Origin of the sequence: Rhodohalobacter barkolensis (assembly GCF_002834295.1) — a bacterium.
GTDB lineage: Bacteria > Bacteroidota > Rhodothermia > Balneolales > Balneolaceae > Rhodohalobacter > Rhodohalobacter barkolensis.
The window spans coordinates 174,953-194,225 of sequence record NZ_PISP01000001.1 but is presented as its reverse complement, the minus strand read 5'-3'; the positions used below and the strand labels follow the sequence as shown (position 1 = coordinate 194,225).

Annotated in this window: 12 protein-coding genes; 4 read left to right on the top strand and 8 right to left on the bottom strand. The window is 46.3% G+C overall.

Features of this window, described 5'->3' with window-relative positions; genetic code table 11:
- Positions 1–120: 120 nt before the first annotated feature.
- The 8 genes from CWD77_RS00735 to CWD77_RS00700 form a co-directional block, all read right to left on the bottom strand.
- Positions 121–1,164, bottom strand: a complete 1,044-nt coding sequence (locus CWD77_RS00735; protein ID WP_101071281.1) for a UDP-glucose--hexose-1-phosphate uridylyltransferase — start codon at positions 1,162–1,164, stop codon at positions 121–123.
- Between the two features lie 174 nt (positions 1,165–1,338).
- Positions 1,339–2,526, bottom strand: coding sequence for a galactokinase (gene galK, locus CWD77_RS00730; protein ID WP_101071280.1), 1,188 nt, complete (start codon positions 2,524–2,526; stop codon positions 1,339–1,341).
- Between the two features lie 22 nt (positions 2,527–2,548).
- Positions 2,549–4,186: a sodium/sugar symporter gene (locus CWD77_RS00725; RefSeq protein ID WP_206017916.1), complete on the bottom strand. Its 1,638-nt coding sequence runs from the start codon at positions 4,184–4,186 to the stop codon at positions 2,549–2,551.
- Between the two features lie 4 nt (positions 4,187–4,190).
- The gene (locus tag CWD77_RS00720) at positions 4,191–5,189 is read right to left on the bottom strand and encodes an aldose epimerase family protein (RefSeq protein WP_101071278.1); all 999 of its coding nucleotides are present in this window, start codon (positions 5,187–5,189) and stop codon (positions 4,191–4,193) included.
- A 17-nt stretch (positions 5,190–5,206) separates the two neighbouring features.
- Positions 5,207–6,313, bottom strand: a complete 1,107-nt coding sequence (locus CWD77_RS00715) for a glycoside hydrolase family 53 protein (protein ID WP_101071277.1) — start codon at positions 6,311–6,313, stop codon at positions 5,207–5,209.
- Positions 6,314–6,330: 17 nt separating this feature from the next.
- Positions 6,331–8,715, bottom strand: a complete 2,385-nt coding sequence (locus CWD77_RS00710) for a glycoside hydrolase family 2 protein (protein ID WP_101071276.1) — start codon at positions 8,713–8,715, stop codon at positions 6,331–6,333.
- 11 nt (positions 8,716–8,726) lie between these two features.
- The gene (locus tag CWD77_RS00705) at positions 8,727–9,947 is read right to left on the bottom strand and encodes a glycoside hydrolase family 53 protein (RefSeq protein WP_101071275.1); all 1,221 of its coding nucleotides are present in this window, start codon (positions 9,945–9,947) and stop codon (positions 8,727–8,729) included.
- A gap of 126 nt (positions 9,948–10,073) precedes the next feature.
- On the bottom strand, positions 10,074–11,093 hold the full coding sequence (locus CWD77_RS00700) for a LacI family DNA-binding transcriptional regulator (protein ID WP_101071274.1): 1,020 nt from the start codon (positions 11,091–11,093) through the stop codon (positions 10,074–10,076).
- Between the two features lie 458 nt (positions 11,094–11,551).
- On the opposite strand from CWD77_RS00700, the gene CWD77_RS00695 reads away from it, so the two are divergent.
- The 4 genes from CWD77_RS00695 to CWD77_RS00680 all read left to right on the top strand — a co-directional run bounded on the left by CWD77_RS00695 (position 11,552) and on the right by CWD77_RS00680 (position 18,382).
- A complete protein-coding gene (locus tag CWD77_RS00695) occupies positions 11,552–13,120 on the top strand; it encodes an amidase (RefSeq protein WP_101071273.1) in 1,569 nt (522 codons plus the stop codon).
- 52 nt (positions 13,121–13,172) lie between these two features.
- Positions 13,173–13,823, top strand: coding sequence for an ABC transporter ATP-binding protein (locus CWD77_RS00690; RefSeq protein WP_101071272.1), 651 nt, complete (start codon positions 13,173–13,175; stop codon positions 13,821–13,823).
- 4 nt (positions 13,824–13,827) lie between these two features.
- Positions 13,828–14,619 carry an ABC transporter permease gene (locus CWD77_RS00685; RefSeq protein ID WP_101071271.1) on the top strand — a complete coding sequence of 264 codons (792 nt, stop codon included), beginning with the start codon at positions 13,828–13,830 and terminating at the stop codon, positions 14,617–14,619.
- A 1,375-nt stretch (positions 14,620–15,994) separates the two neighbouring features.
- The gene (locus tag CWD77_RS00680; protein ID WP_101071270.1) at positions 15,995–18,382 is read left to right on the top strand and encodes a transglycosylase domain-containing protein; all 2,388 of its coding nucleotides are present in this window, start codon (positions 15,995–15,997) and stop codon (positions 18,380–18,382) included.
- The last annotated feature ends 891 nt before the right edge of the window (positions 18,383–19,273 follow it).

The following is a 19,273-nucleotide window of genomic DNA, read 5'->3' as shown; positions in this document are numbered from 1 at the left end:
TCACTTTTGTTCAGGATGACCCAATCGTCATTCTGATCCCGAGAATTCGGGAAAAGAATCTCCCCGATATTACCTCCTCACCTCGGAGATCCTTCACTTTCGTTCAGGATGACTACATCGTCACCTCAACTTGTAGTGCACATCCGAAAGCAACTTCATCAAATCAGCACTTGCTTTCGCTGTGATATCCCGCTGCTGATTCCCGAGCATTTCGTATCCAACCCGGAATTTCTTGACTGTTGCCGATCGTAATAGAGGCGGATAGAAGTGCATGTGAAAATGCCACTCGGGATGATCCTTCCCATCGGTGGGCGCCGGGTGGAATCCGGCAGAGTATGGAAAGGATATCTCAAAAATGTTGTCGTACTTCACCGTAATCTGTTTGATAATGTCTGCCAGAGCATCTCTCTCTTCGTCTGTCATATCGGTAAATCGGGCAAACGGTCGCCGACTAATCACCATCGTCTCAAAAGGCCAGAATGCCCAGAAAGGCACCAAAACCACAAAATGGTCATTCTGAGCCACAATTCGTTCATCCTCCTGGATTTCCAGTTTTAAATAGTCGCTCAAAAGCGTTCTTCCATGTTTTGAGTAATATTCTTTCTGCTGAATCAACTCTTTTTTCGGTTCTTCCGGGATGGTCTGCTGCGCCCATATCTGTCCGTGCGGATGCGGATTGCTGCACCCCATAATCTCCCCCTTGTTTTCAAAAATCTGCACATAGTTGATGTAGTCGCGCGAACCCAGCTCTTCATATTCCTTAACCCAAACATCCACCACATTTCGAATTTGAGAATGCTCCATTTCCGGTAGCGTCAGGTCGTGACGTGGTGTGAAGCATATCACGCGGCAAATTCCCTTCTCCCCTTTGGCAATCAACAGGTCATTTTTGTTAAACTCTTCATTCGGGGTGTCAGGGAGCAGGGCACTGAAATCGTTATCAAATACAAACGTTGATTCGTACTCCTCATTCTTAGCATCACCAGCCCTTGAGTTTCCGGGACAGAGATAGCATTTCGGATCGTACTCCGGCTTCTCTTCTCCCGGGATACGCTCCTGCTTTCCCTGCCAGGGACGTTGGGTCCGGTGCGGCGAAACCTGAACCCATTCACCGGTCAGCGGATTGTATCTTCTGTGCGGATGGTTTGAAAGATCTAAAGCCATGGTTCTCTAATTTTTTGAATTGATGATCATATTATGGGATAGTTGATCGATTTATACATAATTTGGCACAAAAAAATCAATCAAGTACTACTCTCAACCACCCCTATTTCCCCTCCTTACATAAGGAGGGAATTGTTCAGGAAAATCTACTGCCTAGTTTCAAATTCATAAATTCTATAAGCCATTTGGTGTATGTACATCATGTTTCAACAGGTGTGTTCCTTCTGAAATGGTTGTTACATAAACTGAAGCCACTTTACCGGTTTGCTGGCGGTATTTTTCTTTTACAATGTCTGCAAACAATTCCACAGAATCCGTTCGAACCAGGTTAATGGTGCAGCCTCCAAATCCACCGCCCATCATCCTGGAGCCGATTGTCCCGTCCACATCTTTGGCGATATCAACCAGGATATCCAACTCTTTGCAGCTCACCTCATAGTCGTGCTGCAATCCGTCATGTGATTTGAACATCCTTTGGCCGAACGCCTGAATGTCGTCCCTTTCAAGATCATCACAAGAATCGAGCACCCTTTGATTTTCTTCGATAACAAATTTACATCTCCTGAAAACGACTTCATCCATCTCACTCCGATTTTCATAAAGCATATCCATTGTCACATCCCTTAGTTTTCTCACCTGCGGGTACGATTTCTGAATAATCGATACTCCCCGCTCGCACTGTGCACGACGGATATTATATTCCGACCCGGCCAGCTCTCTTCTCACTCCTGTATCGCACAGCACAATTTTAAGCTTCGGGTCGCGGAAGGGTACTTTTTCAAACTCCAGGGTTCTGCAGTCCAGCTTCAGTGCATGAGCCTCTTTTCCATTCAGGCTGGCAAACTGATCCATAATCCCGCACTGAACCCCGACAAACTCGTTTTCAGCTTTTTGGGCAATTTGAGCCATTTCCATAAGGGATATTTCCCATCCGTTCAATTCAGCAAGTCCATACAGTACCCCGCCTTCGAGAGCAGCCGAGGACGAAAGTCCTGCGCCGATCGGCACATTGCCACCAAACACACAGTCGAACCCAACGCTGTTCATTCCATGTTTTCTCAGCTGATCCACAACGCCCAGAATGTAATCGGGCCAGCCCATACCTGATTTTTCGAGATTGGGTGATAGCTCAACGCTATACTCCTCATTCATATCTACTGAAAAGAGTCGAATTCGTCCTGTATCATTCAAATTCATGACCAGCCAGATCGCTTTATCAATAGCGGCCGGCAGTACAAAACCGTCATTGTAATCGGTATGCTCACCGATCAGATTAACACGTCCGGGAGCTTTGATCACTACAAAATCAGACTGAAAACGGGTTTTAAATTCTCGCTTAATTTTTTTGATGAACTCTTCCATAATCTTCCTAAACCTTCAATTTTTACCAAAAGGCAGCGTACAGCACAGATACAATAATCAGGATGATATATGCCCCGATATTGAAAGCCGGACTCGTTTTGAACATATCCGCTGTTGTATGAATTGCTTTCGGATCTTCATCATACGGATTGGTCGTCAGGCTCACACCGGCAATAATCACAATGGTGATGATGAGCGTGTAGAACATCTGATCCAGAAACGGAAGATTGAGCGCCGGAGCTTTGAGCAACAGGGCAATCACGATGGATGCCAACACTCCGTAAATGGCTCCCTGAGTCGTTGTTTTTTTCCAAAAAAGCCCCATGATAAAGACCGCCAAAATTCCCGGGCTTACCAGGCCGGTATACTCCTGAATGTACTGGAAAACCTGTGGTACATTTGCCAGTTGCGGGGCCATCAATACTGCGATTACCAATGCAACTGCAGCCGTAATTCGTCCCGTGTTCACAGTCTGCTTATCGGTAGCATTCGGGTTGAAGTATGGCCGGTAGATATCCATGGTAAAAATCGTAGCAACTGAGTTGAGCATGGATGCCAGTGAAGATACAATTGCCGCAGCAAGTGCAGCCACAACCAATCCTTTAAAACCCGGAGCAAGAAATACTTTAATGAGCCATGGATATGCATTATCGTACACAATACTGCCGTCGGGGTTTGTGAATACATCCACCACTCCTGGTATAATGGTTGTTCCTTCAGGTTGTACGTAAAGCACGTAAACGATTATTCCGGGAATGACAACGATGAGTGGAATGATCAGCTTTAAGAAGCCGGCAAATATAATTCCTTTTTGTGATTCCTCAAGAGATTTGGCCGCCAGTGTTCGCTGAATGATATACTGATTGAACCCCCAATAGTAGAGATTGGCCACCCATAATCCGCCAATCAGAACTCCGATTCCCGGCAGATTATTATATTCGGGATTCGACTTGTCCAGAATCATATTAAACTTATCCCCTGCAACATCATAAAGGTGAGCCATCCCATTTAAAATTCCTCCATCCGGAGTCACATGGTTCAGTGCCACTACAGTAGTAACCGTACCGCCAACAATCAACAGGGCAACCTGTAGCACATCGGTCCACGCCACAGCGGAAAGTCCGCCATAAAGTGAATACGCCGCCGCAATAAATGCCAATCCGATTAATGCATAGATCAACAGGCTACCGTCACCGGTTCCCATAATTGTGTCCAGTGCGCGGGCTCCGAGGTACATCACCGTCGTCAGGTTTACAAAAACAAAGAGAGCAATCCAGAAAACGGCAAGGATTGTTTTCAGTGTGGTATTGAAGCGGTACTCAATAAATTCCGGAATTGTAAACAGCTCTTTTTCAATAAAAATCGGTAAAAAGTATTTACCTACAATGATCAATGTTACAGCTGCCATCCACTCGTAGGATGCAATGGCAAGTCCCACCGCAAAACCTGAACCGGACATCCCGATAATCTGCTCCGCCGAAATGTTGGCTGCGATCAGCGATGCCCCAATCGCCCACCACGGCAGCGCCTTACTGGCCAGGAAGTAATCTTCAGCATTTTTCTGATGCCCCTCTTTTTCGCGGGATACCCATAACCCCAATCCCACAATGGCCAGTGCATATGCCACAAAAACAATCGTATCTATTAGAGAAAATTCCATATGCTCAATTTGTTGGTTTTAAATTTAATTTTCCGTCTTCGATGGATATTTCCAGCGACCACTCTCGCTGTTTTGATGGCTCAATGTCCTGATTTTCGCCCCACTCCATTGCCTTCTTCAAACTATCCGGCCGACCGATACACGGTTCCAGGGCAACTGTCAGATCTTTTTCATCTAAATCTTCCGGCCATCCACCGTAACAGAGCCAGATTCCCAGGTAGGGGATTTCAGCTGTATCAAACCGGAAAAGCAGTGACTCATCTGTCTGCTTCCGATAGATACCCGCCAGTCCGTTTTGAAGTCTGTTTGAAAAAAATTTACCCGCAAACCCGGCTTCTTTTGGTTGAACTATGGACAGATCATACGGAAGTATTTCAGATTTCAACCCCTGCCACGACAATCGATCTCCAAACTTTCCAATCTCCTTTTCAGTCATTCCATCCACCAAAACTTCATTGATCTCGGGTGGTAATATCAGTTCATCTTCAGGATCTACATTCAACAGCGGGTGGGATGACCAGATAAAGGGTATGGTGGAGTTGCTGAAATTCTCCACCCGGTAGCGTATCGTAAGTGTTTCGCCATCCAGATGGATCCACTTTGTAAAGCGGTAGTTCTGCTTTTTTCCATAAGTGGTCAGCTTTACTCCGGGGCCTAACTGTTCCACCTCCCACTGAGACGTCCAAAGCTCGCCGTGATCCGGCAGATCGATAGTCTCTCCATTTAGCAAAATCGAACACGATGAAACAGTCGGGAAACAGTCGTCAAAACCGGCAGCATAGGGTGGCTGAAATTCCTGCCCATACGCAGGGAGTTCAACATTTTGGTAGTTCTCATCTGTCTGATGAAGAAATTGCGTACCGGACTTTCTTCGTACAATTCCGGAGATCTTACCTCCCATCTCAGGAAGTACAGTCACAATAAGTCGGCTATTCACCAGCACCATTTCACGGTTTAGCGGAACCGATTCAACTTCTTTTTCTATGGACAGGTCATCATTCATGAATTTGACATCTCAGTTTAGTCGGGCATCCCTTCGTTATCCAATCTTCCCAGCCGGTATTTATCAAACACGTTGATTACCGGCAGCGCATTGCCGTCATCATCAAAAAATCCGCGGGAACGCAATCCGCCCATTACGGCCGGCTCCCACCACATAATCCCTTTGATCTTCTCACTGTTGATACTGAGCATCGTTTCATTTACAGACTCCAGAAATTCCACCTGACCTTCCGGTGTTTCAGGATAAGGCGGACGAGCATTTTCGTATTCGCTGGGTCTCCAGTTATAGGCGGTTTCCACCAGCATGATATCCTTGTCAAAGTGGCGGTCAAGAGAGAGCAGATTAGCCCTGAATTCGAGCAAATTCCCATGCCACCATGGGTAATACGACAGACCGATCATGTCGTAAGGAATGTTGTACGACTCAAACGTTTCGTAGAATTCACGGGCACCAACTTTATCGGCACCTTGATCGTAGTGAATCATGATGATCGGTCGCGCCTCCTGTGCTCGTCCGGCATCCACCCCATCAATTCCGGCTTTGGTCAGTTTCGCATAATTGTCCCAGTTTTCAGGAAGCTTACCGGTTGGCCACAGCATTCCGTTTCGGGTTTCATTTCCGATCTGAACCATCTCCGGCATCACTCCGGCTTCCCGAAAGGCGGTGATGGTATTTTTGGTGTACTCATAGACGGAGTCGGCTAAAACATCCACAGAAAGTCCCTCCCATGCTGCGGGAATGGGCTGTTTACCGGGATCGGCCCAGCTATCGGCATAGTGGTAGTCGAGAAGAAATTTGAATCCGTACTCTTTCGCTTCCTGAGCCAGCTCGATGGTGTAGTCAAGATCGTTTGGAAGTTCATCCGGCGTATGGAAAAGGCGCAGACGAATCCAGTTGTAGCCGTGATCGGAAAAGATCTCCAGTCCCTGTTTTACCACTCCATCATCCATAAACTCTACACCCTGTTCCTCGGCCTGCTTCAAAAACGAGAGATCCGCTCCAATGGCATAGGTGATATCCACTTGCTGTTTGATCTCCGGCGTTTCCTGGGATAATCCAACTTTTCCGATCAGCAAGAATATGATTATTGATAGTAGACTATTTCTTAAAATCATTACATTCATCACTCCTCCAAATTATTCTAATTAACAATGACTTGATACTCATCTGATCTCAACCCGTCTGAAAAGGCTCGAAGCGTAATCTCCCCATCGCTCTCCCCTACTTTCAGAAGTACGGTTGCAATACCGGCTTCAGCTTCAATAGGGTTGTAACCGATCAACTCACCGTCTCCCTCCACCTCAAATTGTACGTCCGGTTCTGCGTTGGGAATAGTTGTGCCATTTTCATCCACAATGGAAGCGTACACAAACACGACATCATTCTGACCGGCTTCCAGTTCTCTGCCGCTTCGATCGTACTCCAATTCTATGGCGGCCGCCTCTCCCGGCGTGGTTCGCTCCGCTTCGGTAACAACTTCACCATTGATGTAACCCACTGCCCGTAAGATGCCCGGCTCGAACTCCTCAATATCAAAAGTAAATGGCGGATGATTCAGATGTGTAGAAACCCGATCGATGTCCGGATTTTTTCGTCCGAGAGATTTGCCATTCAAAAACAGTTCCACCTCTTCTGTATTGCTGTATATTTTGACTGTTTTAAAATCGGGATCGGACCAGAAATTGGCGATGTAAATCATCGGGCGATTGAACTCCGCATTGGGATCCGGATTTGGCCCGCCCTGACTCTGATAAAAGTAGTTTGTGAACTTGGGCAGCCTGAAAATATCCCGAATTCCGGACGCTTCCAGATTCACATCGTATCCGCGGTTGTAGTCGTACATCACCCAATTGGCATCACCAAACGCCCAACCCTGAAGGTTGCTGTTGTGCGCTTCCTGAAAGTTGAGAGCCTGTTGAGCCATCCGCACCTGTCCGTCGCCCCGCAACTGACGAGAGTTACGCTCCTCTTCCTGCAGATCTTCATATGCGTCCTGATTGAACCCGGCATTGTGAGCATAGTATTCCCAGTCGCCATACTCCGCGATAAAAAGTGGTTTCTCCTGCGGATAACTCGCCCAATACTCCGGTGGTGAGGCGTGCTGCCGCGCCGGAATAAAAATATCGTAGGCGTGATCGATCCATCCGCTGCTGTAGATACCCTCAAACGGCAGCTCTTCGTGCACAATATCGTGAGCACGCTCCATAAAACTTTCCGGCATATCAGACTCATTCAGCGAAGCTTCCCAGATCACGATGCTCGGGTGATTGCGGTCGCGGCGAATCATCTCCCTCACATCACGAAGAGCGAGCTCCTGGAACTCCTCATCCCCGAAAAACTGCCAGCCGGGAATCGCGTTCATGAACAGAAGCCCAAGTTCATCCGCAGCTTCCAAAAAAGCCGGGTCCGGCGGATAGTGAGCAATCCTGATAAAATTGAACCCGGCCTCTTTGATTTTATACGCATCCCGGAATTGAGCATTTTCCGAAAGCGCATACCCGATGTAAGGATAGGATTGATGACGATTCGTCCCGCGCAGCTGAAGCGGCTTTCCATTCAACACAAACTGATGATCTTCGGTAAAGGACATCGTTCTGATACCGATTCGCTTTTGCCAGAAATCGATTGCTTCACCGTTTTCATGCAGCTCTATCGTCAACTCGTAGAGATAAGGGGAGTCGGGTGACCATAAATTTGGTTCTTCCACCTCGATCTCGTGTTGAAACAGATGATGATCACCCGCAGAAATCGGTTGTTCATCCGTTGATCGTTCTGCAATCTTCATACCCGAATGATCTCTCAAAACCGTTTTTAGTACCGCATTTCGGGAAGTTGAATCAAAATTTTCGATATCGGTTTGAATGTTAATGGTTGCGGATTCATCAGTAACATCCGTGTAGTTGACGAGAACACCACCGGCTGAAACTCGATCGGCTGCAATCGGATCGGAGATCTGCAGCTTCTCATTCACCAGCAGATCCACATTCCGGTAGAGTCCGCTGAACCAGTTAAAGTCGAGCGTTTCTATGGGTTTACCGGGCGGAATGGTTGGGTTGTTCTCATTATTCAGTTTTACCAGCAATACATTTTCACGATCAACTTCCACCTGATCAGTAATGTCTACCACAAATGGAAGATAACCACCCTTATGTTTTTGGATCATCTCCCCATTCAGCCATACATCGGCTTCATGCATCGCCCCATGAAATCGAAGTGCAAACTGTTTGCCGGCTTGATCCCGATCGATCTCAAAAAACTTGCGATAGAACACGTCACCCTGCCACTGCTGATCAGAAATCACCAGGGGTTCAATATTTGCGGTATGCGGAAGAGATACCATTTCCCATTCAATTGAGCTGTTTCGATCAAAGTATTCGTCCGACACATTCGGATCTATATCTTTTACAAACTCCCACCCTTTGTTAAAATTTAGAGTCGTTGGGTCGTCAAATTCTGAAGGCTCCGTTTCTGCACTGCATCCGGCAAAAAGTAGCAGGAGAGTAAAAAATAAGGTGAAGTATCGCATAAATTATCTGGTTACAGTTCGTAGTCGGTTGTCATAAAATTGATGCCCTGATGGAGATCTCCATCGTAGTCAAAGAAAGCGTTGTTTTCCCAGGACGATCCGGTTCCCCAAAGGTCTTTCATGTCGGATGTGATCCAGGCCGGCTCCCAAACCATCACGCCGCTTCCGCCGCCATCCATTACAGCTTGTGTCAAATCGATCAGATATTGAAGCTGCCCCTCTTTCGTAGCGGGATAGTTGGATTCGATGGCACTTTCGCCAAAGATATTGTTGTACTGATCTGCGTTTTCGGTTGTCCAGGAATAGGCCGTTTCCACAACCATCACCTCGCGATCAAATTTCTCTCGAAATGTTGATATATATTCATCGAGTTCACTCAGCGGTGTATCTGAAAAGTGGCTGTAGTATGAAATTCCGATGATGTCAAAATCACTGACGCCCCCTTCGCTCATGATATTTTCAAACCACCATTCGGTATTTTCAGGCTGAGCAATATGGAGAATAATTTTTGGTTGGATATCTGAATTTACCCCTGCATCCCGAACCGCCTCTATTCCGCTGTTGATCACCTCACCCAGATTCTCCCAATGACCATCACAGCCGTTCAAAGGAGGAAAATCAACAGGAGCGTTGGTATACATCATCCCGCAGTTAGTTTCATTCCCCACCTGCACAAATTCCGGCATTATTCCATCAGCGTCCAGTTTTGAAAGAGTTTCGTACGTATAGTTGTAAACGGAATCTTTCAGCACCTCCAATTCCGTAATCTCCAGCCAGGCAGCCGGAATATCCTGATGCGACGGATCAGCCCAGATATCGGAGTAGTGAAAATCGAGATTGACCGCCATCCCCTGTGCTTTCGCTTCCTCCATACTTCGTTTCACATCTTCAAATCCGCTGTAAAGCGGCTTGGCCGGATCTTCGTAAACTTCGGTTTGAATCCACTCCGGATTGTGCCACAGACGAAGGCGAACCGTATTGGTTCCATGATCAGCAAAAATTTTATAGGGATTCTGAATCTCACCATCTACAGAGTAGATTCCGCCATGATCCAGAATTTGATTCACGTACGAGAGATCGGCGCCCATTACAAATTCATCGGCTGAATAGTAAACCGGATCTGAATCATCCGGCAGGTCATCATCCTGATTTACACGCGGCCCGATGGAAGAATCGGATGAACAGGATGTAAATAGTAAGAGAAGTAGAAAAATCGTTTTTAAGTAGCTCATTTTACAATGGTTTAAAGCGCACCCAACCGGAACCTAACGATCAAATGTTAACGATAACATTTCACTATCAAGATAGAACAAATTCAAAATATTGCAATAGGCTTCAGCTACTTTTTAATGATTGCCTTAGCAACCGCACGATTTTCGAATCTGAATCGTAGCAGTAATTTCGATATCCTCAGGCTGCTCGCTCTCACCGTCGATCAATTTCAAAAGTTTTTCTGCTGCCCGACGCCCAACTTCGTATGCCGGCTGGTGAACGGTTGTCAGCGGAACCTCCACAAGAGGTGCTCGAATCTCGTCCGAAAATCCGGTGATCGCAAAATCGTCAGGTATCTTTCGTCCGGCCTCCTTAATCGCTTCCATAGCACCAAAGGCAACGGGATCATTCACACAAACAATCGCCCTGGGTTGATCCGATTGGGGAAGCTCCAGGATTTTTTTCATTGCCTGATATCCTCCCTCCTCTTTAAAACCCGCTTCAACAATCCAATCTCTATTCTCGGTCAGATTACTTTTTTCAAGCGCCTCTTGATATCCCATATACCGTTCACGTCCAATGGTTACTTCCCTGGGGCCGCTTAAGTGGGCAATCTTTTCATACTGATGTACTTCGATCAAATGACGGGTAATCAGTTCCGAACTCTCCCTATCGTTCACATGTACACAACTGGCCCCTATTCCCTGAATACAGCGGTCAAAAAAGACCAGATGAGTCTTCGAGTTTACGATCTCCTTGTAAAAAGCGTAGTCCTCCACTGTTTGTGATGATGAGATCAAAATACCGTCTACCTGCTGTGAGCGCAGGGTATTTACGGCGTGCTGTTCCCGTTCAAACTGTTCATTGGCGTTTGTCAAGATCAGCTGATAATCCGAGCGGTAGGTCACCTCTTCAATTCCCCGGACCACTTCAGGAAAAAAAGCGTGTGTAATTTCAGGAATTACTACTCCAATCGTCTGTGTCTTTCTGGAAACCAGGCTTTTCGCTACCCGATTTGGAGTGTAACCCATACTTTTCGCTTTTTGAATAATCTTCTCTTTTGTCTTTTTATCGACATTGGATCGATCATTCAATGCCCGGGAGACGGTCATTGTAGAGACTCCCAAAGCGTCGGCAATGTTTTTTAAGGTTACCTGTTTTCCCAAATCGGATTGTTTATTCTGATGAATTGTTTTTGTCGGTTAGTAGTCATACTGTCAATGTTGTCATCCTTAACGTAGTGAAGGATCTCCCGGCTAGGTAGTCCAAACAGAAAGATTCTTCGCTGCCACTCAGAATGACAAGATTGTCATCCTGAACAGAGTGAAGGATCTCTGGGCTAAGTCGTCCAAAAAAGAAGATTCTTCGCTGCCGCTCAGAATGACAGTATGAACTGAATGAATAATGCGAATATTTACGATAAATTTAAATCCGTTATTAAAATAAGCCACACTTTCACTCTGATGACCAAATAAAAAAACCTGAAAACCGTGATTTAATCAGTATGAAGAACCCGGCACTCAACATGAATGATTAGGTTTTTTATGCATCTCTCCTTATCAAATGTTGCTACAAAGCCCGATTATCACTTTATTCCTACCATACTTTAACAGAAAAAAATTGTATGAATACAAAACTGCTCATTTATTCGGTACTCGCCCTCCTTTTTATATCTGCCTGTTCACAATCCGGGGATGAATCCCTTTATGAACTACTCGACCTGGAAGAGATTACGGTTGACCAACTGCAAGAACGATATGACAATGGAAATTTGAACGCATCTCAGGTTGTTCGTGCTTACCTCGACAGGATTGAGGAGATTGATAAAAATGGCCCCGGATTGAACGCGATCCTCACCATTAATCCCAATGCGCTGGAAATCGCCGATTCACTGGATCGTGAACGTCGCGACGGTAATGTACGCGGTCCGCTGCACGGGGTACCCATCATTTTGAAAGACAACATCAACACTGCAGATATGCAGACGACAGCCGGCTCACGATTTATGGAAGGCTCAGTCCCGCCTGAGGATGCATTCATAGTGAAAAAGCTTAAAGATGCCGGAGCCATCATCATTGCAAAAGCAAACCTGAGTGAGTGGGCAAACTTCCACAGTAACATGTCCTCAAGCGGATGGAGTGGATTGGGCGGCCAGGTCAATAACCCTTACGATATTACCCGAAACCCGTGCGGTTCAAGCGCCGGCTCAGGGGTGGCAGCATCTGCGAATCTCGCCACATTAACGATCGGTACCGAAACCAACGGATCCATTGTATGTCCATCAAACGCCAACGGAATTGTCGGGCTTAAGCCTACGATTGGTTTGTGGAGCCGATCCGGCATCATCCCGATTTCCCATACAACCGACAGTGCCGGACCTATGGTGCGAACCGTTCGGGATGCAGCCATTTTGTTAAGTTATGCCACCGGGGTTGATCCCAATGATGACAAAACAGCCGATAGTGAAGAGCACATTCATGAAGATTATACACAGTTCCTAAATGAAAACGGTCTTGAAGGAAAAAGAATTGGATTTTTTACACAACCGATGGGAAGTCATTTCCGGGTAGATACCTTGATGAACCAAACCGTTCGTAAACTTGAAGAGCTAGGAGCGGAAGTGATTGAAATAGACCAAATTTCTGAAACGAATGTTGGTGGTGATGCCTTTCAGGTACTTCTCTATGAGTTTAAAGACGGGCTGAACAAATACTTCGAATCGCTGGGCGAGAATGCACCAGTTTCCAGTATTGAGGAGCTTGCCGAACTTACTCGTGAAAATCCGGAGGAGACAGAACGGTTTGATCGAAATTTAATTTTTATGGCTGCTGAGAAAGGAGATCTCGATTCGGAAGAGTACCGGGAAGCACTTGAAAATATGCTCCTGCACAGTCGCGATGAAGGGATTGACAAGGTGATGGATGAAGAAAACCTGGATGCCTTTGTCTCCCCTACCGGTTCACCGGCATGGAAAACGGATTTGACCCTTGGCGATAATTTTGCTCTCTCATCCAGCTCTCCATCTGCCCGGGCCGGATATCCGATTGTCACCCTGCCGATGGGGCAACTGGACGGTCTGCCCGTGGGTGTCTCTTTCTTCGGACGAGCCTGGAGTGAACCCGTACTGCTGGAAATTGCCTATGCATTTGAACAGGCAACCAATCATCGATTTGTTCCTGAGTTCAACGACTAAAAAATCCATATCAATATTAACATATTCCCAACTCAACAGAGCAACCTGATCTATGAGCCAAACCCCGTTGATTGAAGGAAAAAAGATCTCATTCCGTTATGGTGATGAGGTCGTTTTCAGGGACTTTTCGTTTCAGATCAATGAAGGAGACCGGGTTGTTTTGAAGGGGGATTCGGGCAGTGGCAAAACCACCCTCTTTCGGTTAATCCTCGGGTTTGAAAAGCTCCAGCAGGGAGATATTACATTCCGGGGAGAATCGATTAAAGGGAATCCCGAGATTATAAAGCGACTCAGGAAAAACTCCTCCTGGCTTCCTCAAGATTTGAATATCGGAACCGGCTCAGTTACGGATGTAATCTTATTTCCATTCACCTTTCAGGCTCACAAAGAGAAAAGACCGAATCGATCCGGAATCGAAGAGATCCTAAAGAGTTTTGGCCTGTTGCCCGATGAAGTTCTGGAGAAACCGTTTGCCGACCTCTCCACAGGGCAGCGCCAGCGAATCGGGTTGTCTCTCTGCATACTGCTGGATCAGCCATTTATTCTGTTGGATGAACCCACTTCCGCACTGGATCTGGATTCTAAAAAGCGGGCAGCAAAACAGCTACTGGATCAACCCGAAAAAACCGTTCTTTCCACTTCGCACGATCCGTTCTGGGTGGAGCGTTGCGATACTGTTATCGATCTGAACAAAGGAAAATAACCGCATGGAAATCATTCAACTCAGCTGGCTCCAACTCTCCATCGCATTCATTAGTCTGCTCATTCCGGCTGCCATCCTGGGCTACTACAGAACCGGACTCAACAGCAAAATGGTAATTGCCACCATTCGGATGACGTTGCAGCTGATTTTTGTCGGGTACTATCTCGAATACCTTTTTGAACTGGATAATGCCTGGATTAATCTAGCTTGGATCATGGTGATGGTAATTGTTGCCGACTTTGCCACGATCGACCGCAGTGAACTCAGCCGTAAAAAAGAGCTTCTGATTCCGGTATTTGCCGCGACGTTCTTTGGTATTGTGCTCATCAATTTCTTTTTCCTTGAACTGGTAATTCAGCTGCCCTCGCTGCTTGAAGCACAGTACGCCATCCCCATTACCGGAATGGTTCTGGGAAACTGCCTGCGTAGCAATGTGATTGGTATCAACGACTTTTACTACAGCCTGAAGGATAACCGGGAGCGGTTTCAGTTTTTCCTGTCATGCGGAGCAAGCCGAAGTGAAGCGCTCTACCCGTTTTTTCAGACGGCCCTTAAAAAGTCTGCCAATCCAACTCTGGCTTCTATGGCAACGATCGGGCTGGTTTCGCTGCCGGGAATGATGACCGGTCAGATTCTGAGCGGAAGTTCACCGATGACCGCCATTCAGTATCAGATTATGATTATGCTGGCCATCTTCTCCGGTACGATTCTCTCCGTTTATCTGGCCATTAAACTATCTAACCGTGCGGTCTTTTTTGAAAACGATATGCTGGATGAATCGATTCTTAAAAATTAAATTTTGACCATAGAAAACATGGTATTTCTGTCTCTTTCAAATCTTGGACTTTACACCCAACTCAATTTAGTCTGATACACGGAGAGTCCACTTTATAGAAATACCATGTTTAGATTTTAAACGACCTGTCAACACCAACCGGATTTGACAGCGTCTGGTTTCTCGCAGAGTAAGCTTTGTGCATTTTAGAGTCTTACCGATTTCGTGGCGTTTTCAAATAAATTGACCACATAAGCAGAAGCCCTATTTTGGGGCTTGATATACGAGCCGGTCATTTATGGCCGGTCACAACCATGATATGATTTATTCCCGCAGGGATAAATCCCGCGCTCGTATGTTTAACCCATAAATGGGTATTTGATAACATGACCTGTCAACACCAACCGGATTTGACAGCGTCAGGATAAGTACGCTGAGTTTCGCTGAGTTAATTCACAGGGATAATACCTCTCCTCACAAAAATATGATGTCACCCCAATCCCGAAGGGATGATCAGCATATAGCCCCGTGCGTCAGCGCGGGGAAAAATCAAAGCACAGCATTCCCCGCCGATCAAAGAGAATCTTTCGAATTACAAAATATCACAAAGGCGGAACACACAGAGTTATTTAAACAAATCTAAACGACCTTATGCAATCATTACCCAGACTCTGTCAGGCTCGGTTAGGCCCTCCTTAATGATGCAGTACGAGAACTAGTGAGCATAAACAGGACGCACCTACGGAGCGTTTTTAACATTGGCCCAGGATTTCTATAAACAGAATATTCCTACGGAATTTCTTGAATTTATATTTAACGTGAGTTCGATATACAATGAATGTAAAAGCATATAAAAAGTCCCCTCCTTATCCAAGGAGAGGCTCCGAGCGAAGCGATTCCCACGAAGTGATTTAGGAGTGGTTGAAACCAATATCAGATCAGATTTATAGCCTGAAATCATTAGGGCTACCTCCCCCAACCCCTCCTTACACAGGAGGGGAGAATCATTTTCAAGATTCTTATTTCAAACTCACGTTTTTTATAAATGTGTGCTGCCATAGTACAAAAAACATTTGTGGTCGGACTTGGAGGTGTAATGAATCCCGAAGGGATGAGAAGACAATAGCCCCGTACGTGAGTGCGGGGTAAGATATGAACGCAAAAACAAACGCCGAAAAGTGTGATGGGTTCGAAGTATAAAATATAACAGAGGCGTAACACACAGAGTTGTTTTAAAAAAAATCAAAACGAATCAAATAAACATTACCCAGACGCTGTCAGGATTTGCTCCGCAAAACGCTGACAGGTCTTTTAATCCTCACGAAACATTTCACCCGGCCTAAAGTTTATGATAAATTGAACACCATCCTATAATCACTAACCTTCGTACCACAGTTTGAAATCAAACAGTTACGCATCCTTTCCACTTTGGAAAAAAGTACTCTCGGCAGCTGTATTAGCACCTGTAGTCATCTTTTTATTCATTTTTCTGCTGACACTCTCCGGTGTTTTCGGTCCGGTACCGGGTACAAAGGAACTCAGCCAACTCGATCTTGACAATGCCACCGTTTTGATCTCGTCCGATGGCGTTCAGATGGGTAGTTTCCGGGATCAAAACCGTGTATACGTTCCACTGGATGAGATCAGTCCGAACATGGTGGATGCCCTCCTGGCCATTGAAGATATTCGGTTCAGATCACACAACGGCGTGGATTATCGCGCGCTTGCCCGTGTATTCGTCAAAACCATTTTAATGGGACAAAATACCGGCGGAGGAAGCACGCTGACTCAGCAGCTGGCAAAAAATCTCTATCCGCGGGAAGGCAACGGTGGATTGATGCTCGTCACTGATAAACTGCGGGAGATGATCATCGCTAACCGAATTGAATCGGTCTACTCCAAAGATGAAATTCTGGAACTCTATCTTAACAATGTCTCTTTTGGTGAGGACACCTTCGGAATTGAGATGGCCTCCTATCGATTTTTTAGTAAGTCATCGGCTGACCTGAACCTGAATGAAGCTGCAACCTTAGCCGGTGTTCTAAAGGCTACCACTTACTACAATCCGCACAGAAATCCAGACCGGGCCCAAACCAGAAGGAACCTGGTTCTCCTTCAGATGGAAAAATACGGATTGATTGAGTCCGATCAGGTATCAGAATGGATCAACAGAGAACTACCGGTTGACTACGACCGATCGGCAGGCATTCAGAATATCGCTCCCTATTTCAAAGTTCAGATTCAAAAAGAGCTGGAATCCATTCTGGACACTCTGGGTACAAAACAGGAGCTTGGCAATGATCTGTCGAATAACGGTTTAACGGTGCACACATCCCTCGATACCCGAATCCAACGGGCTGCTGAAGTAGCTGTGAAAAATCAGATGAAACAACTGCAGGCGATCTTTGACAGAGAAATTGATAACCGACCCATTTTTGGGGAAGAGGATCCGGAAGTGCTGCAGGTTTGGCGCCGGAGCGAGTCGTATCAGCGACTACAAGCAGAGGGTATTTCAGAAGAGGAGATTGAGCAGATCCTTCATGAGCCTGTGCCATCACTCCTCTACAGCTGGGACGGTTATCGAAAAACGGAAATCTCCCCATATGATGAAATCCGTTATTACCTCTCCTTTTTAAACGCCGGTTTTTACGCCATTCACCCCGAAAACGGTCACGTGTTGGCCTGGGTTGGTGGAATTGATTATCGACATTTTCCATACGACCAGGTGCTGGCATCTCGTCAGCCGGGTTCCGCGTTTAAACCCATTCTCTATGCGGCTGCCATTGAGTCGGGCAGAACTCCGTGCGACTACCAAAGAAATATGTTGGCTCAGTATGCCGAGTATGATGACTGGACTCCCCGGAACAACGATCAGGAATATGGTGGGCGATTCTCCTTGCAGGCGGCATTGGCACAATCGGTCAACACAGTAGCCGTCCAGCTTGCCGGTGAAACCGGTATAGAAACGATTCGAAACACAGCCTGGAATATGGGTATAACCGCGCCTCTCCCCGACGGACCGTCTGTAGCTTTGGGTACTGCAGAAATGTCCCTGATGGAGTTGACAACGGCATACACTGCATTTTTGAACGAAGGCAAACCTGTAGAACCGATTTTCATCACCAAAATCTATACTGATGAGGGAGAACTTATCTACGAAGCCGGGGATGAAAATGTTGAATCCAATCAGATTCATCTACCTGTATCCGGCGGACTAGAAATTGAAACCCCGTTCTCTTCTACATCTTCGGACAGAATCACAGACGAGACCGCGGCCACAATGGTCACGATGCTCGAAAAAACCGTTAATGAAGGAACCGGTGTACCTCTGCGATCACAATTTCAAATCAGTCATGCATTGGGTGGAAAAACAGGAACCACTCAGAATTTCACTGACGGCTGGTTTATCGGGTTTACCCCAGATATGGTATTTGGAACCCGTGTGGGCGGGTGGAATCATCGTGTAAGATTTCGCGAGTATCCTGCCTATGCTTCTCAGACCGCACTGCCCATTGCCGGAACCTTTTTGCAAAACATGACACAGACCGATGATCTGCCTGCCGTGCCGAACGCCTTTCGCCCTAACCAGATCGACACGCCCTACTCACTGGCATGCACCGACACACGAAATGACAAGTTCACCGATAGAATCCGGGATTTTTTCACCGGAAAAAGCAGTGATGAGCCCCGCGTTATTGGTGAAACCGACGATGATGATAAAAAAGGGAATATTTTTAAAAGGATTGGGAGAAAGTTGGGAATCACCAAAGATGATGAGAATTAACGTAGTTCTAACTACTCGTCATTAATACTTCCGGGTTTCAGGCCTCAGGTAGCAAGCCACAAATCGTCATTCGGTGTTCGATATTCGAAATTCGTCATTCAAATTCTCCCTCCTCGTCCCGGAGCTCAGCTTCGGTGACGACAACCAGCAGCTCTGCTGCAGAACAAGCCACCCCTTCCTTCTCCCGAAATCATTCGGGATTCAGAAGGCAGGCCCAGCCTCTCTCTCGCAAAAAGCGCGTGACATGGAGGGGAGCTATTTTGTTCCACACAATTCACGACCGGAATTGACTGTCCCAAAGTAAAATCGAATTCCTGAGATGATCGCCTCTAATTTGTTTTTCTCTCCAAACTATTCCCTCTATTCGGCGACATTTTAATGGGCTCATCTAAACCCCGGGTTTCACCCAGGGCTAATCATATTATGCCCCGTTGGGGCATTTTCGGTTCCGCATCCACATGCTGTATATACAAATTACATGGAACAAGCATCAAATCGACATTCGGTGTTCTTCATTCAATATTCGACATTCTAACCATCTCCTCGTCCCGGTGCTCTGCTCCGGTGACGAGAGCCTGCAGCTCCGCTGTATGACAACCCTCCCTCTTACGCAAACGCACACGACATGGAGGGGAATTTTCTCTTCACTTTTACTACAAATCAACCCTGTCCCAGAGGGACAGCACATGAATAGCCCCGGGTTTTAACCCGGGGTAAACAGATCAACACATTCCACCCGCCGAACAGTGGGATGAGTTTGGGGTGCAAAACAGAATTGAGGCGGTTTTTTTTTAATAATGCCGAAATAAAGTATCTCCCAACAAAAATGAGGGTTTTAGATTAGCTGAGTTATAATTTAGATATAAACACATCCAAAGGATTATCGCCTCA

What these genes read in the sequence shown, in the direction of transcription:
- CWD77_RS00695 (WP_101071273.1), top strand. Translation starts at nt 11,552, where the DNA reads ATGAATACAAAACTGCTCATTTATTCGGTACTCGCCCTCCTTTTTATA.
- CWD77_RS00710 (WP_101071276.1), bottom strand. Translation starts at nt 8,715, where the DNA reads ATGCGATACTTCACCTTATTTTTTACTCTCCTGCTACTTTTTGCCGGA.
- CWD77_RS00685 (WP_101071271.1), top strand. Translation starts at nt 13,828, where the DNA reads ATGGAAATCATTCAACTCAGCTGGCTCCAACTCTCCATCGCATTCATT.
- galK (WP_101071280.1), bottom strand. Translation starts at nt 2,526, where the DNA reads ATGGAAGAGTTCATCAAAAAAATTAAGCGAGAATTTAAAACCCGTTTT.
- CWD77_RS00720 (WP_101071278.1), bottom strand. Translation starts at nt 5,189, where the DNA reads ATGAATGATGACCTGTCCATAGAAAAAGAAGTTGAATCGGTTCCGCTA.
- CWD77_RS00735 (WP_101071281.1), bottom strand. Translation starts at nt 1,164, where the DNA reads ATGGCTTTAGATCTTTCAAACCATCCGCACAGAAGATACAATCCGCTG.
- CWD77_RS00725 (WP_206017916.1), bottom strand. Translation starts at nt 4,186, where the DNA reads ATGGAATTTTCTCTAATAGATACGATTGTTTTTGTGGCATATGCACTG.
- CWD77_RS00715 (WP_101071277.1), bottom strand. Translation starts at nt 6,313, where the DNA reads ATGAATGTAATGATTTTAAGAAATAGTCTACTATCAATAATCATATTC.
- CWD77_RS00705 (WP_101071275.1), bottom strand. Translation starts at nt 9,947, where the DNA reads ATGAGCTACTTAAAAACGATTTTTCTACTTCTCTTACTATTTACATCC.
- CWD77_RS00690 (WP_101071272.1), top strand. Translation starts at nt 13,173, where the DNA reads ATGAGCCAAACCCCGTTGATTGAAGGAAAAAAGATCTCATTCCGTTAT.